General features: G+C 69.7%; 13 protein-coding genes. 12 read left to right on the top strand and 1 reads right to left on the bottom strand.

All coding sequences use genetic code 11. The features are described from left to right. The first annotated feature begins 246 nt into the window (after positions 1–246). The 11 genes from OHA25_RS54900 (at position 247) to OHA25_RS54850 (ending at position 13,533) form a co-directional block, all read left to right on the top strand. Positions 247–1,626, top strand: a complete 1,380-nt coding sequence (locus OHA25_RS54900) for an extracellular solute-binding protein (protein WP_327584768.1) — start codon at positions 247–249, stop codon at positions 1,624–1,626. Continuing rightward, positions 1,598–2,533, top strand: a complete 936-nt coding sequence (locus tag OHA25_RS54895; RefSeq protein WP_305918195.1) for a carbohydrate ABC transporter permease — start codon at positions 1,598–1,600, stop codon at positions 2,531–2,533. Before OHA25_RS54900 ends, OHA25_RS54895 begins: the two co-directional genes overlap by 29 nt. Beyond that, a complete protein-coding gene (locus OHA25_RS54890) occupies positions 2,530–3,351 on the top strand; it encodes a carbohydrate ABC transporter permease (protein ID WP_327584767.1) in 822 nt (273 codons plus the stop codon). The genes OHA25_RS54895 and OHA25_RS54890 overlap by 4 nt, the downstream gene beginning before the upstream one ends. Then, the gene (locus tag OHA25_RS54885; RefSeq protein ID WP_327584766.1) at positions 3,352–4,416 is read left to right on the top strand and encodes an ABC transporter ATP-binding protein; all 1,065 of its coding nucleotides are present in this window, start codon (positions 3,352–3,354) and stop codon (positions 4,414–4,416) included. Then, positions 4,413–5,591, top strand: a complete 1,179-nt coding sequence (locus tag OHA25_RS54880) for a CehA/McbA family metallohydrolase (protein ID WP_327584765.1) — start codon at positions 4,413–4,415, stop codon at positions 5,589–5,591. The genes OHA25_RS54885 and OHA25_RS54880 overlap by 4 nt, the downstream gene beginning before the upstream one ends. Further along, positions 5,582–6,481, top strand: coding sequence for a TIM barrel protein (locus OHA25_RS54875; RefSeq protein ID WP_327584764.1), 900 nt, complete (start codon positions 5,582–5,584; stop codon positions 6,479–6,481). Before OHA25_RS54880 ends, OHA25_RS54875 begins: the two co-directional genes overlap by 10 nt. Continuing rightward, positions 6,478–7,551: a Gfo/Idh/MocA family protein gene (locus tag OHA25_RS54870; RefSeq protein WP_327584763.1), complete on the top strand. Its 1,074-nt coding sequence runs from the start codon at positions 6,478–6,480 to the stop codon at positions 7,549–7,551. Before OHA25_RS54875 ends, OHA25_RS54870 begins: the two co-directional genes overlap by 4 nt. After that, the gene (locus OHA25_RS54865; RefSeq protein WP_327584762.1) at positions 7,548–10,286 is read left to right on the top strand and encodes a glycoside hydrolase family 38 C-terminal domain-containing protein; all 2,739 of its coding nucleotides are present in this window, start codon (positions 7,548–7,550) and stop codon (positions 10,284–10,286) included. The genes OHA25_RS54870 and OHA25_RS54865 overlap by 4 nt, the downstream gene beginning before the upstream one ends. A gap of 162 nt (positions 10,287–10,448) precedes the next feature. Continuing rightward, entirely contained in the window at positions 10,449–11,387 is a 939-nt protein-coding gene (speB, locus tag OHA25_RS54860; RefSeq protein WP_327584761.1) for an agmatinase, read from the top strand. Beyond that, positions 11,384–12,895, top strand: a complete 1,512-nt coding sequence (locus OHA25_RS54855) for a purine-cytosine permease family protein (protein WP_327584760.1) — start codon at positions 11,384–11,386, stop codon at positions 12,893–12,895. The genes speB and OHA25_RS54855 overlap by 4 nt, the downstream gene beginning before the upstream one ends. Next, a complete protein-coding gene (locus tag OHA25_RS54850; RefSeq protein ID WP_327584759.1) occupies positions 12,895–13,533 on the top strand; it encodes a cyclase family protein in 639 nt (212 codons plus the stop codon). Before OHA25_RS54855 ends, OHA25_RS54850 begins: the two co-directional genes overlap by 1 nt. On the opposite strand, the gene OHA25_RS54845 is transcribed toward OHA25_RS54850, so the two are convergent. Further along, positions 13,530–14,021, bottom strand: coding sequence for an Lrp/AsnC family transcriptional regulator (locus OHA25_RS54845; RefSeq protein ID WP_327584758.1), 492 nt, complete (start codon positions 14,019–14,021; stop codon positions 13,530–13,532). The genes OHA25_RS54850 and OHA25_RS54845 overlap by 4 nt on opposite strands. Before the next feature lie 269 nt (positions 14,022–14,290). Here OHA25_RS54845 and OHA25_RS54840 point away from each other — a divergent pair, with 269 nt between their 5' ends. Beyond that, positions 14,291–15,724 (top strand): gamma-aminobutyraldehyde dehydrogenase, encoded by a 1,434-nt coding sequence (locus OHA25_RS54840; RefSeq protein ID WP_327584757.1) that lies wholly within the window; start codon positions 14,291–14,293, stop codon positions 15,722–15,724. The last annotated feature ends 2 nt before the right edge of the window (positions 15,725–15,726 follow it).

Genomic DNA, 15,726 nt, shown 5'->3' with positions numbered 1-15,726 from the left:
CGAACGGCAGTCTAGGGTCGATGAGCTGGTCGTCCCACGACGAACGGATCCAGGCGTGGCGAGGATCGTCGCACGCGTCAGCTCTTCACATCGTCCAGTGTTCGGTTGTTAGATGGCCACTGTCCGGTCGAAGACGCAATATGCGGTGCATCTCCCCGGCAATATGTGCAGGTCTTTACGTCATATGAATGTCATGACATATTGGCCCATGGCTTACCTCCTTACCTGATCTGTCGGAGGGTTTGCATGGCATTGCGTAAAGTCGCCGCGGTCCTCGCCGTGGCCGGGATCGGATTAGCCGCCTGCGGCCAGTCATCCGGCGGTGGCGGTGGCACCATCGAGTTGACCATCGCCCAGAACGCCATCGCGGGCGGCAAGAACGCCGCCGCGGCGGACTTCATCGCCAACTGGGTGATCCCCAAGTTCGAGGCGGCCCAGAAGGCGAAGGGCAAGGACGTCAAGGTCAAGTTCGTCCCCAGCGGCGTCGACGACGAGCAGTACAAGACCAAGCTCTCCCTGGACCTCAAGTCGGGCAAGGGCGCGGACGTGATCGACATCGACGGCATCTGGGCCGGTGAGTTCGCCGAGGCCGGCTACATCAAGCCGCTGGCGGACGTGGTCGGCGCCGAGGCCGACGCCTGGGACGGCTGGGCGCAGATTCCCGAGTCCGTGCAGGGGCTGGCCACGTACAACGGCAAGAAGTACGCGCTGCCGATCGGCACCGACGGCCGCGTGCTCTACTTCAACAAGACGCTCTTCCAGAAGGCCGGTCTCCCGGCCGACTGGCAGCCGAAGAGCTGGCAGGAGATCCTCGACGCCGGGACCAAGCTGAAGTCTGCGGGCGTGCCGGTGCCGATCCAGGTCAACGCCGGGACGGCGATGGGCGAGGCCACCTCGATGCAGGGCGTGCTGCCGCTGCTCGCCGGCGCGGGCGGTGAGGTGCAGAAGGACGGCAAGTGGACCGGCGCCTCCCAGCCGCTCAAGGACGCGCTCGGCTTCTACCAGAAGATCTACGGCGGCGGCCTCGGCGACCCCAAGCTGCAGCAGGAGGCCAAGGGCCGCGACAAGTCGTTCCAGCAGTTCGCCGAGGGCAAGATCGGCATCCTGATGGAAGGCGACTACTTCTGGCGCGGCGTCATCAACCCCAAGGATGGCGTGGCCCCGATGGACGATCGCGACCAGAGCGTCGGCTACGCGCTGATCCCGGCCATGGAGCCTGGCAAGGGCATCCGCGGCCAGGACTTCGTCAGCATGTCCGGCGGCGCCCTGCGCACGGTCAACCCCAACACCAAGCATCCGAAGGAGGCCTTCGAGCTGCTGGCCTTCACGCTCTCGCCGGAGGCGCTGAAGGAGGAGACGAAGGACGGCAACGTGCGCATCACGCCGCGTACGGACGTCAACAAGGAGATCCTCGCCGGTGAGCCGCTGCTGACCTTCATCTCGGACAAGGTGCTGCCGCTGACGGCCTTCCGGCCGCCGGTCGCGGTCTACCCGCAGGTGTCGGTGGCGCTACAGGAGTCCACCGCCGCGGTCGTCGGCGGCACCGCGCCCGACCAGGCGGCGACCGCGTACCAGAAGACGCTCGAAGGAATCGTCGGTGGCGCAGGCAACATCATCGCCCCCTGACCTCGTTGACGAGGAAGCCCCCGCCCGCCGCTCCTACAGCTCGGACGCGGCGGGTCTGGGCCGGCTCAGGGCCGGGATCTTCGTGGCCCCCGCGCTGCTGCTCGTCGCGGCCTTCCTCGTCTTCCCCGCGCTCTGGGTGCTCTACCTGGGGCTGACCAACTACCGGCTGACCGGGATCGCCGCGGCCGAGCCGCAGTTCGTGGGGCCGGCCAACTTCATCGACGCGGTGTCCAACCCGGCGTTCTGGAACTCCACGTGGCTGACCGTGCAGTTCGTGCTGGGGTCGGCCGTCATCGGGCAGGTCGGGCTCGGTTTCACCATCGCCTGGTTGCTGCGCGACCGGCAGGGGCCGCTCAAGCGGCTGGTCGAGGGCCTGGTCATCCTGGCCTGGATCCTGCCCAGCGCGGTGGTGTCGTTCCTGTGGGTGGCGCTGCTCGACCGCGACGGCGGCACGCTCAACGCGCTGCTCGGCCTGCCCGGCTCCGCCTGGCTGCTCGATCACCCGATGTTGTCGATCATCGTCTTCAACACGTGGCGTGGCACCGCGTTCTCGATGATGTTGTACGGCGCCGCGCTCGGCAACGTGCCGCCCTCGCACCTGGAGAGCGCCCGCCTGGCCGGCGCCTCCGGCTGGCAGCAGCTCAGGGACGTGGTGTTCCCGCACATCCGAGGCCACATCCTGACGAACCTGCTGCTGATCAGCCTGTGGACGTTCAATGACTTCACCCCCTTCCTGATCACGGCGGGCGGGCCGGACGGGAGGTCGGAGATCCTGGCGGCGCACGTGTACAAGGTCGCGCTGCAGAGCGGCGAGCTGGGTTACGGGGCGGCGGTCTCCACGGTCATCCTGCTGATCAATCTGGTGGTGGCGGTGTTCTACCTGCGGTTGCTGCGGAGCAGGAAATGACGGCGCGGTTCGTGGCCGGCCGGATCGGCTTCTACACGCTGATCGCGGTGCTGCTGGCGTTCTTCACGATCCCGCTGCTCTGGCTGGCGAGCGCCCCGTTCACCTCCGATCCGACGTATGAGGTGGCGGTGCCCGACTTCACCTGGGAGAACTTCCAGGCGGTCGTGGAGCATCCGTACGCGTTGCCGTCGCTGTACAACTCGCTGGTGTTGTCGGCCGGCACGGCGGTGCTGGTGGTGGCGATGGCGGCGCTGGCCGCGTACGCGCTGAGCCGGGTGCGGCTGCCGGGGCGCGACGCGCTGCTGTACGCGTTGTTGCTGCTGTCGTCGATCATCACCGGGACGGCGGCCATGGTGCCGCTGTTCCAGCTGGCGGTGGAGCTCAACCTCATCGACTCGCACTTCGGGCTGATCCTCATCCTGACGGGCGGGCTGCTGCCGGCGGCGATCTTCATGCTGAAGGACTTCATGGACTCGACGCCGAAGTCCTATGAGGAGTCGGCGCGGGTGTTCGGGGCGTCGCCGCTGCAGATCGTGCGGCACGTGGTGGTGCCCTTGGTACGGCCGGGGCTGGCGACCATCGGGGTCTGGGCCGTGGCCAACGTGTGGGGAAATTTCCTGATGCCGTACCTGCTGCTGAGCGATGTCGAGAAGCAGCCGGCGGCCGTGATCACGTACACGCTGTATACCGAGGGCGGCCAGGCCAACCTGCGGATGTTGTCCACGTTCGGGCTGCTGTACTCGGTCCCCGTGGTGCTCATGTACCTGTTCGTCAGCAAGAAATACGGCTTCCGCTTCCACGGAGGGATCAAGCGTTAAATGGCCGCCATCGAACTACGCGGGCTGACCAAGATCTATCCCGGTGGGGTGAAAGCCCTCGACGCGCTCGACCTGGTCATCCCCGACGGCGAGTTCTTCGCCCTGCTCGGCCCCTCCGGCTGCGGAAAGACCACGCTCTTGCGGACCATCGCCGGGCTGGAGGCCGCCACCGGCGGCGTCGTGGTCATCGGCGAGCGCGACGTGACCGGGGTGCAGCCGGGCGGCCGGGACGTCGCGATGGTCTTCCAGGACTACGCGTTGTTCCCGCACATGGACGTCACGGACAACATCGCCTACCCGCTGCGCATCAAGAAGGTCGCCAAGGCGGCGCGCCGCGACAAGGCGGTCGAGGTCGCGGCGCGGCTCGGGCTCGAGCACCTCATGGACCGGCGTCCCGGCCAGCTGTCCGGCGGGCAGCAGCAGCGGGTCGCGCTGGCGCGGGTGATGGCCACGCAGGCGCAGGCGTTCCTGTTCGACGAGCCGCTGTCCAACCTGGACGCCCGGTTGCGGCTGGAGGCGCGGACGTTCCTCAAGAAGCTCCAGCGGGAGCTCGGCGTCACCACCGTCTTCGTCACCCATGACCAGGCCGAGGCGCTGGCCATGGCCGACCGGATGGCGGTGATGGAATCGGGGCACATCCGGCAGATCGGCACGCCGGCCGAGGTGTTCCAGCGGCCCGCCAACACGTTCGTGGCCGGATTCATCGGCTCCACGCCCATGAACCTGCTGGACGGCGCCGTACGAGGTGACAGGCTGGACGTGGCAGGGTGCAAGGTGGCCGTCCCGGCCTCGGCCGAGGGGCGGCTGAGCGACGGGGAGAAGATCGTGTACGGCGTGCGACCCGAGTACATGTCCTACTCGGCCGAGCCAGCGGAGGGCGCGCTCGGCGGGAAGGTGGCCATCGTGGAGAACCTCGGCGCCTCCCATCTGGTGACCCTCGACGTCAACGACGTGACCGTGCAGGCCGTCGTGCCGGAGGGCAGCGAGCCGGCGCTTGGCGAGGACGGCTACGCCGTTCCGCGGCGCGACCGGGCCCTCGTCTACCGGGACGGAGAGCTGGTGTGAGGGGTCACTGGAGCCTGGAGGACCGGCTGGAGCTCACACTGCGGGAGGTGCCGTTCGAGGTGCCCGCGGGGACCGCCGCCGTGACGGTGCGGCTGTCCTACGACCGGTCGCAGGGAGTGCTGGACCTCGGGTGTGGCTCGCCGGACGGGTTCCGCGGCTGGTCGGGCGGGGCGCGCGACGAATACACGATCACCGCCGACTGGGCGACTCCCGGTTACCTGCCCGGTGCTGTGGAGGCTGGGACCTGGCGCGTGTGGGTGCGGCTGCACCGCATCCCGCTCCAGGGGCTCGACTACACGCTGGACATCTCCACGGAGTCCGCTGTCCCTCCGGAGCCGGTCGTCGAGGAGCCGCCGCACGGGGAGAGGCCGCCCCGCCGGGAGATTCCGGATATCGACGGCATGCAGTGGTTCGCCGGGGACTTCCACGCCCACACCGTCCACAGCGACGGCAACCTGATCCTCGCCGAGCTCGCCGAGCTGGCCCACGGGCGGGGGCTCGACTTCCTGGCCGTCACCGACCACAACACCGTCAGCCACCACCCCTGGCTGGCCAAGATCGACCGCGAGATCACGCTCATCCCCGGCCAGGAGGTCACCACCGACCGCGGCCACGCGAACGTGTTCGGCGACGTCGGCTGGGTGGACTTCCGGCAGCCCGCCGACTCCTGGGTCGAGCACGCCGAGCGTGCGGGCGGCCTGATCTCCGTCAACCACCCGCTCGGCGGCGACTGCGCCTGGCTGCTGCCGATCAGCCGCCGGCCCCGGCTCGCCGAGGTGTGGAGCTCCGGCTGGTGGGACCGGCGCTGGGGCGCGCCGCTGGCCTGGGCGGACGCCTGGCGGGACGACGTGATCGCGATCGGCGGCAGCGACTTCCACAGCCACGGCTCCGACGGCCTGCCCGGCGCGCCCACGACCTGGGTGCTGGCCGAGGACACGAGCACGGTGCTGGACGGCGTGCGGGCCGGCCGCACCGCCGTCTCGGCGGGACCCGACGCGCCGCTGCTGCTCAGGCTGGGCGACGAGCTGCTGGCCCTGGACGCGGGCGGCCTGGTCCTGGTGCGCCCGGACGGCGGCAGACAGCTGATCCGCGACGATCGCGCGCTGATCCCCGCAGGTGTAGGGCGGCACCGGCTGGAAACCCACGAGAACGAGGTGATGGCGCTATGCGAGTGATAAAGGTCGCCAATGCTCCCGTGAGCTTCGGGGTGTTCGAGCTGACCGACGCGCCGCCGCCGCTCAGCCCCGACGCGATGGTGCGCGCGCTCTCCGATGCCGGGTACGAGGGCATCGACTCCGGGCCCATCGGTTACCTGGGCACCGGCTCCGAGCTGGCCGACCGGCTGGCAGGGAGCGGGTTGCTGCTCGCGGGCGGCTGGGTGGACCTGCGGTACGGCGACGCCGAGGCATACGCGCGGGGGCTGCCCGCGCTGGAGGCCGCGCTGGACGTCTTCGCCGCAGCGCCGCCGGCGCCCGAGGGGATGGGTCCGCGGCCCACGCTGGCCTGCTCGGGCTCGCCGGAGCGGTTCGCCCGCCCCGGCGGGAGCGTTCCAGGGTTGCCGGCGTCCGAGTGGCCTGCCTACGCCGCCCGCGTGCAGGAGGCCGTGGACCGCTGCCGCGACCGCGGCTTCGAACCGGCCTTCCATCACCACCTGGGCACGTACGTGGAGACGTCCGAGGACGTGGAGCGGCTGCTCGAGCTGACCGACGTGCGGCTCTGCCTCGACACCGGGCACCTGTTGCTGGCCGGGGGAGACCCGGTGGCGGCGTTGCGCGCGTGGGTCGGCCGGGTGGAGCACGTGCACATCAAGGACGGTGACACCAAGATCCTCGCCCAGGCCCTGGCAGACGGGGCCGACCTGCGCGAGCTCATGGGCCGTGGCGGATTCGCCTCGCTCGGCGAGGGCGAGCTGGACCTGCCTGCCGTGGTGCGGACCCTCGGCGAGATCGGGTATGCGGGGTGGATCGTCATCGAGCAGGACACGCTGCCCGGCCGCCGCACCGTCGCCCAGAACATCGCCGACCAGGCCGCCAACCGCAGGAAGCTGGAGGAGCTGGGATTGTGAGAATCGCACTGTTCGGGTGCGGCGCGGTGACGCAGGCGGTGTACGTGCCGTTGCTGTCCAGGCGCCGCGACCTGTTCGAGGTGACGGCCGTGTGCGACCTGTCGCCTACGCTCGCGGGCGCCGTCGGAGACCGGCTCGGCGCTGCCCGGCGGTACACGGCGCTGGAGGACATGCTCGCCGCCGGCGGTTTCGACGCCGTGCTCGTGCTGGCCTCCGGCTCCCACGGCGAGGCCGTGCGCCGGGCGCTGGCCGCCGGCCACGCCGTGCTGTGCGAGAAGCCGCTGGCGCTGACCCGGGCCGAGGTGGCGGCGTTGCCCGAGGGACGGCTGATGGTCGGCTACATGAAGCAGTACGATCCCGCCGTGCGCCGGGCCGAGGAACTGCTGGCCGAGCTGGGCGGACCCGGTGTCATCAGGGCGGTCGAGGTGACGGTGCTGCATCCGAGCGGGGAGTCGCAACTGGCGTTCGCGAACCTGGCGCAGGCGCGGGATGTGGACGCCGGGCTGCTGGCCTCGCTGCGGGCCGCCGAGAGCACGCTCGTGTCGCGAGCGGTGGGGGACTCGTCGCAGGTGCAGAGTTTGTACGGGGTAGCACTCGGCTCGATATGTCACGACTTGTCGCTCCTCCGGCGCTTTACCGGGTCCCCAACCGAAATTTCGTACGTCGAGACCTGGGGTCCCCCGCCCGGCTCCATCGAGATCTCGGGCCCGCTGCCCGCCCAGGGCCGGTTCTCCATCCGCTGGCACTACCTGGAGGACTACCCCGCCTACCGCGAGAGCGTGACCATCCACCACGACAAGGGCTCGCTGGAGCTGGTCTTCCCCTCGCCCTACCTGATGAACGCACCGACGACGCTCACCGTCGTGTCCGGCGGGGAGAGCCGGACCGAATGGCGGGACGTGACCGAGGCGTTCGAAGTACAACTGGCCGCCTTCCATGCTTTCGTGAACGATGGCAAGCCGCCCCTCACCGACGCGGGCGGCGCTCTGGAGGACATCGTGACGGCCCAGCGGATCGCCGCCCGCTACGCCGTACAACATGATCTGCCCCTGGGAGGGGAGGCCGCGTGAGCAATGAGATCGTCGTCGTACCGCATACGCACTGGGACCGGGAGTGGTACGAGCCGTTCCAGCGTTTCCGGCTGCGCCTGGTGGCGCTGCTGGACGAGGTGCTCGACACGATGGAGCGCGAGCCCGGCTACCACTTCACCCTTGACGGGCAGCTGGCCTGCGTGGACGACTACCTGGAGGTGCGGCCGGAGAACCGCGACCGCATCGCCGCGCTGGTCGAGTCGGGGCGGCTGGCGATCGGGCCGTGGCAGATCCTGCTGGACGAGTTCCTGTGCTCGGGCGAGACCATCGTCCGCAACCTCGAGCTCGGCATGGACCGGGCCGACAAGCTCGGTGGGTCCATGCCGGTCGGCTACCTGCCCGACATGTTCGGGCACACGGCGCAGATGCCGCAGATCCTGCGCAAGGCCGGGCTGTTGCACGCCTGCGTTTACCGCGGCGTGCCGTCCTCCGTCACCACCGACGCCTTCGCCTGGGTCGCCCCGGACGGCACGGCGCTGCGGACCCAATACCTGCCGGTGGGCGGGTACGGCAACGGCGCCCACCTCTTCTCCGACGCCGAGGGCCTGACCGGGCGGGCGGCCGAGTTCGTCACGACGATGCGGGAGTGGCACGGGCCCGAGGGGGCGCTGCTGGCCATGTACGGCACCGACCACTCCGCGCCGGTGCGCGGCCTGCCGGAGATGGTGAAGGCGATCGGCGCTCGCATGGACACTCTGTCCGGCTATATCGGGAAATATCCAGGTGAAGTAGACGGGCTGCCGCGCGTGGACGGGGAGCTGCGCTCCCACGCCCGGGCCAACATCCTCCCCGGCGTCATCTCCATCCGCCCCCACCTCAAGCAGGCCATGGGCCGCGCCGAGCGCATGGTGGAGCGGTACGCCGAGCCGCTGGCCGCGCTCTGGGGCGGCGAATGGCCGGGGCGCTTCCTCGACATGGCGTGGTGGCGGCTGGTGGACGCCAGCGGGCACGACTCGGTGACCGGGTGCGGCGTGGACGAGACCGCCCAGCAGGTGGCCGCCCGCATCGCCGAGGCCGAGCACCTCGGGCAGGCCGTCCGCGACATGGTGACCGCCCGGCTGGCGGCCGCCTTGCCATCGGACGGCGTGCTCGTCGTCAACCCCACGCCCGGCGTACGCAGCGGCATCGTGATCGTGGACGTGGCCGGCACCGACCCACTCGTGGACCCCTCGGGCGCGCCGGTGCCGGTGCAGCCGCTCGACTACGCGCCCACGCTGCTGCTCGACGCGGAAATGGACCCCGCGACGGCGCTGACGTTCATCCACGGGACCGAGCTGTACGGGCAGCACATCACCGGCTGGGCGGTCAAGGGCGGCACTCTGACGTTCACGGTGGCGCGCGAGAGCTCGGTCGTCATCGATGTGGCCGACCTGCGCGACGCGCTCGAGGGCGTGACCCGCGTGCGCATCGTCGCCGAGCCCAGGCGTACGGTCGCGGCCATGGTGGAGGCGCCGCCGCTGGGCCACACCAGCCTCCGGACCCGGCCGCACGAGCAGGTGTTCAACCCGCCGGTGCCGTCCGGCAGGCTGCCCAACGTCGAGCACCACCGGTCCTGCTGGATGGGCTCGGACTCCGCGACCCTGCCGGTGCGCGGGGACGAGGAGGTGCTGGACAACGGGCTGCTGCGGGTCACGATCAACCGTGACGGCACGCTGACCCTGGTCGGCCAGGACGGCACGACCGTGACCGGCGCGGGCCGCATCGTGGACGGCGGCGACGTCGGCGACACCTACAACCACGCGCCTCCGCTGGCCGACCTGATCGTGTCCGAGCCGTTGTCGGTCGAGGTGGAGCTGGTCTGGTCGGGGCCGCTGGTGGCGGCGGTGGACGTGCGGCGCACGTACGCGTGGCCGGCCGCCGGCGACGCCCTCGACGGCGCGCCCGAGGCCCCGGCCGGCTCGCGGACGACCCGTACCGAGGAGATCCTCCTCACGACCCGGGTCGAGCTCCGGGCCGGCGAGCCGTTCGTCCGCCTGCACGTCACCTTCGACAACCGCTGCGCCGACCACCGGGTCCGCCTGCACATCCCGTTGCCTGCCGCGGCCACCGAGTCGCACGCCGAGGGCCAGTTCGCCGTCGTCACCCGCGGCCTGACCGCCGAGGGCGGCTGCGGTGAGACGCCCCTGCCCACCTTCCCCGCCTCGTCGTGGGTGGCGGCCGGCGGGGTGGCGGCGCTGCTGGAGCACGTGACCGAGTACGAGCTGGTGGACGGGGAGCTGGCGCTGACCTTGTTGCGCTCGGTCGGCTACCTGTCCCGCAACCGCAACGCCCTCCGCCCCGAACCGGCCGGTCCTCAGCTGCCGACCCCGGCGGCGCAGTCGCGGGGCGTCCGGTCGGTGAGCCTGGCGCTGATGCCGTACCAGGAGTCCTGGGGCGACGTGGTGCCGCACGCGGAGGCCTTCCGCCATGATCTGGTGGTGGTGCCGGGGGGCGGCGATCGTGCCCTTCCGCTGCCGGAGCCTGCGGCCGGGCTGTCGGTGACGGGGGACGGCGTGGTGATGACCTCGCTGAGGATGCGTGATGAGTGGCGGGAACTCCGCGTGGTCGCTCTGACTCCCAACGACACGGAAGCCGTAATTTCGGGCAACCTTCTGCAAGCCCGACATGCTGATCTGCGAGGGCGTCCGGGCGAATCAGTGCACGTCGAAGGCGGTGAGGTGCGGCTTCCTCTGAAGGCTTGGGAAATCGCGACCATCCAAATTCGTCAACTCTAGGTAAATCAACGTGCCTGGCTACGGCGAGCGATCGTCGTCGAGTCCGCACAGGCACACCCCTCAACACGCCTTGCCGCCTTGTGGTCAGCCACAACACACACCGTCATACTTTAGGTGACCTCCAATTGCCCCAGGTCAGAAGCATGACGAACACTGGCCGACATGACTATCGGCCCCGTCGACTCCTCCAAGGTCCCGCGCTTTGCGGGGCCCGCCACCTTCGCCCGCCTGCCCCGCCTCGACCAAGTGGAGCGGGCGGACGTCGCTGTCGTGGGGGTGCCCTTCGACGCCGGCGTGTCCTACCGGCCTGGCGCCAGGTTCGGGCCGGCGGCGGTCAGGGAGGCCTCCCGGTTGCTGCGGCCGTACCATCCGGCGCTTGACGTCTCGCCGTTCGAGCACGTGCAGGTGGCCGACGCTGGGGACATCGCGGCCAATCCGTTCGACATCGGTGCCGCCATTGAGGCGATCGAGGGGGCGGCCGAGGGGATCGATGCGAAGCTCGTCACCATCGGCGGGGATCACACGATCGCGTTGCCGCTGCTGCGGGCCGCTGCCAGGAAGCACGGGCCGGTTGCGTTGCTGCACTTCGATGCGCATCTCGACACGTGGGACACCTACTTCGGGGCTGAGTACACGCACGGGACGCCGTTCCGGCGGGCCGTGGAGGAAGGGCTGCTCGACACCGAGGCCGTCAGTCACGTCGGGATCCGGGGGCCGTTGTACGGCAAGAAGGATCTCCAGGAGGATCGGCGGCTCGGGTTCGGGATTGTGACCGCGGCCGATGTGCTGCGGCGCGGGCTGGACGAGGTGATCGACGCGTTGCGGCAGCGGGTCGGCGAGCGGCCGCTGTACGTCTCCGTCGACATCGACGTGCTCGATCCCGCGCACGCCCCCGGCACGGGCACCCCTGAGGCGGGCGGGCTCACCAGCCGGGAACTGTTGGAGATCCTGCGTGGCCTGGCCGGTTGCGACCTGGTCGGGGCTGATGTGGTCGAGGTGGCGCCGGCCTACGACCATGCGGAGATCACCTCCATCGCCGCCTCCCACGTGGCGTACGACCTCATCAGTTTGCTAGCGATGCAGGAGAAGAAGCAGACATGAGCGGCATCACCGAGATCGAGACCTACGGGGTCGAGCGCATCCCCGACGCCGACCGCACCGCGCGCCCGCTTGATCTGTTCAGGGTGGCGTTCGGCGGTGCGAACACCTTCGCCACCTGCGTGCTCGGGGCCTTCCCCATTTTGTTCGGCCTGTCGTTCTGGCAGGGGCTGGCGGCCACCGTGCTCGGGCTGGTGGTGGGGGCCCTGATCCTGGCGCCGCTGTCGTTGTTCGGGCCGCTCAACGGGACCAACAACGCCGTCTCCTCGTCGGCCCACCTGGGCGTGCACGGGCGGATCGTGGGCTCGTTCCTGTCGCTGCTCACCGCGATCGCGTTCTTCTCGATCTCGGTGTGGTCGTCGGGGGACGCTTTGGTGGGTGGCGCGCACTGGCTGGCCGGGCTGCCCGACACCGACGTGTCCTATGGCGTCGCGTACGGGATCTTCGCGGTGCTCGTGCTCGTCGTCTGCGTGTACGGCTTCAGGTTCATGCTGTTCGTCAACAAGATCGCAGTTGCGGCGGCGTCGCTGCTGTTCGTGCTGGGGGTCTTCGCCTTCGCCGGCGACTTCGACCCGTCCTATCCCGGCACGCTCCCGGTGGGCGATCCGCTGTTCTTGCCGTCGTTCATCGGCGCGGCGTTGATCGTGTTGTCGAATCCCGTGTCGTTCGGCGCGTTTCTCGGTGACTGGTCCCGCTACATCCCGGCGAACACGCCGCGCTCGCGGGTCATGGCCGCCGCGTTCCTGTCGCAGATCGCCACCATCCTGCCGTTCTTCTTCGGCCTGGCGACGGCGTCGATCATCGCGACCAAGGCCGCCGAATACGTGGACCCGGCCGCGCCCAACTACGTCGGCGGCCTGCTGGCGGTCTCGCCGGGCTGGTATTTCGTGCCGGTCTGTCTCATCGCGCTCATCGGTGGCATGTCCACGGGAACCACTTCCCTCTACGGCACCGGGCTCGACTTCTCCAGCGTCTTCCCCCGGTTCTCGCGCGTGCAGGCGACCGTGTTCATCGGCACGCTGTCGATCGTGTTCATCTTCGTCGGGCGGTTCGCCGCGAACCTCACCCAGAGCATCTCGACGTTCGCGACCCTGATCATCACGTGCACGGCGCCCTGGATGGTGATCATGATGCTGGGGTATGTGACTCGGCGTGGCTGGTACGACCCCGAGGCGCTCCAGGTCTTCAACCGGCGCCAGCGCGGCGGCCGCTACTGGTTCGCGCACGGCTGGAACTGGCGCGGGCTGTCGGCATGGCTGGTGTCCGCGGGTCTGGCGCTGATGTTCGTGAACCTGCCCGGCCAGTTCGTCGGGCCGCTCGGCGACCTGGCGGGCGGGGTGGACGTCTCGCTGCCGGTCGGCCTGGCCGTGGCGGGACTGCTCTACCTGGTGCTGCTGGCCGCCTTCCCCGAGCCGCGTGAAGTCTACGGCCCGGAGGGGCCGCGCCTGGTCCGCGTGGCCGACACGCCGGTGCTGCCCATCGTGGACGCGGCGACCGAGCCGGTGACGTGATGGAGCTCGTCGACCTGTCTGTCCCGATCGAGGAGGGGATGCCCGTCTATCCGGGCGATCCCGAGGTCTCCGTCGGCCCGGCGCTCACCGTGGCGCGGGACGGGGTCAACGTGCTGGAGCTGCACCTGGGCTCCCAATCGGGCACCCATGTGGATGCCCCCTTCCACGTCGACGACTCGCTGCCCACGCTGGACGACCTGCCGCTGGAGCGCTTCTACGGGCCCGCCGTCGTGGTGGATGCCACCGGCCTCGCCCCGCGCTCGCCGATCGGGGCGGCGGCCTTCCAGAACGTCGAGGGTCCGATCGTGCTCGTCGCCACCGGGTGGTCGGCGTACTGGGGGACGGACGCCTATCAGGGGCATCCGTTCCTCACCGAGGAGGCCGCGGCGCTGCTCGTCGAGCGCGGGGTGAGGACGGTGGGGATCGACGCGCTGAGCGTGGATCCCACGCCGGCTGAGGACTTCCCGGCGCACCGGGTGTTGTGCGGCGCGCACGCCGTCATCGCCGAGAACCTGACCGGTCTGGAGCGGCTCCTGGACGCGCAGGCACGCGGCAGTCCGATCGAGGTTTCCCTGCTGCCGATCCGGCTCGCGGGAGCGGACGGGGCGCCCGTCCGGGCCGTCGTGAGGGTCGGTTAGCGGGTGCCCCAGGAGTAGGTCTGCTTACGCAGCTTCAAGTACACGAACGACTCCGTGGCCCGCACGGCGGGAATGGCGCGGATCTTGCTGAGGATCTCCAGCAGGTGCCCGTCGCCCTCGCACACCACCTCGACGATGACGTCGAAGGAACCGGCCGTGAGGACCACGTAGTCGATCTCCTCGATGGCCGCCAGTTCGTCCGCCACCGACTCCAGGTCGCCCTCGATGTTGACCCCGATCATCGCCTGCCGGGGGAAGCCCAGCGTGAGGGGGTCGGTGACCGCGACGATCTGCATGACGCCGGCGTCCTGGAGGCGCTGCACGCGCTGGCGTACCGCGGCTTCGGACAGGCCGACCGCCTTGCCGATGGCCGCGTACGGCATGCGCCCGTCACGCTGGAGTTGCTCGATGATCTGTTTGGACAGATCGTCGAGCACGACGGGGGCAGCGCTCGGGTTGTCGCGGCGTACGCGGGGCGGGGTGGTCATCGAGAGGAGTCCTCCTAGCGGTCCGGCGTTTCGGGGGCGTTCCCGCTTGGTTGCCGTCCTGGTGCGACATGTTGTCAGTTCCAGGCAGTCTGTCAAGCGAATTCGTAGCAATTTGATATCTTCACCACGAAATCCCTTGTCCGGATGCTTTCACTCTGTAAGAGTCGCGGCATCTCAGCCCACTCACGAGGAGGTCAGCCATGACCGAGCTTGTCGAGGGCATCAGTAAACACAGCGACCATGGTCATGGGACCGACGAAGGAGGGCACATGACCACCCGTCTGCAGAACTACATCAACGGTGAGTTCGTGGACGCCAAGAGCGGCCGCTTCTCCGACATCATCGACCCGTGCACGGGCGAGGCCTATGTACAGGCTCCCGTCTCGGGCCCCGAGGATGTCGACGCCGCCTTCGCCGCCGCGGCCGCCGCGTTCGAGTCGTGGGGCAGGACCACGCCAGGGGAGCGGGCCAACCTGCTGCTCAAGGTCGCCGACGCGATCGACGCGCGGGCCGACGAGATCAACGAGGCCGAGTGCCGCAACACCGGCAAGCCGCGCGCCCGCATGGCCGAGGACGAGACGCCGGTGGCGTCCGACCACTTCCGTTTCTTCGCGGGTGCGGCCCGCACGCTCGAGGGCCCCACGGCCGGCGAGTTCCTCGCCGAGCACACCAGCGTCATCAGGCATGAGCCGATCGGCGTGATCGGGCAGGTCACGCCGTGGAACTACCCGATGATGATGGCGGTGTGGAAGATCGCCCCGGCACTCGCGGCCGGCAACACGGTCGTGCTCAAGCCCTCCGACACCACCCCGGCCTCGACGCTGAAGCTGGCCGAGATCCTCGGTGAGGTGCTGCCCGCGGGTGTCTTCAACGTCGTCACCGGCGACCGCGAGACCGGAGCGCTCGTGGTGAGCCACCCGACGGCCTCCATGGTCGCGATCACCGGTTCGGTCGGTGCCGGCATGTCGGTGGCCAAGAGCGCCGCCGACGACCTCAAGCGGGTGCACCTGGAGCTCGGCGGCAAGGCGCCGGTCGTGGTCTTCGAGGACGTCAAGGACCTGCGCAAGGCCGCCGCCGACATCGCCATCGCCGGCCTCTACAACGCCGGCCAGGACTGCACCGCCGCCTGCCGGGTGCTCGTGCACGAGAGCGTGCACGACGAGTTCGTGGCCGCGCTGACCGAGGCCGCCGCCGGCACCGTGACCGGCGACCTGGACAACGAGGACGCGTTGTACGGGCCGCTCAACAACGAGAACCAGCTGGCCAAGGTCCAGGGCTTCATCGAGCGGGTCCCCGCCCACGCAAAGGTCCTCACCGGCGGTCAGCGGGTCGGCGACAAGGGCTTCTTCTTCGCCCCGACCATCGTGGACGGGCTCAAGCAGGACGACGAGATGGTGCAGAACGAGGTCTTCGGGCCCGTGATCACCGTGCAGACGTTCGCCGACGAGGCCGACGCCCTCGCCAAGGCCAACGACGTCAAGTACGGCCTGAGCGGCTCGGTCTGGACCTCCGACCACGGCCGCGCGATGCGCATGTCGAACCGGCTGGACTTCGGCGTGGTCTGGGTCAACACCCACATCCCGTTCGTGTCGGAGATGCCGCACGGCGGCTTCAAGCACTCCGGCTACGGCAAGGACCTGTCGGTCTTCGGCCTGCACGACTACACCAGGGTCAAGCACGTCATGCACTACATCGGTGAATAGGC

Source organism: Nonomuraea sp. NBC_00507, from assembly GCF_036013525.1.
Lineage (GTDB): Bacteria > Actinomycetota > Actinomycetes > Streptosporangiales > Streptosporangiaceae > Nonomuraea.
The sequence above is the reverse complement of the archived record's forward strand: the minus strand, read 5'-3'. Positions and strand labels throughout refer to the sequence as shown.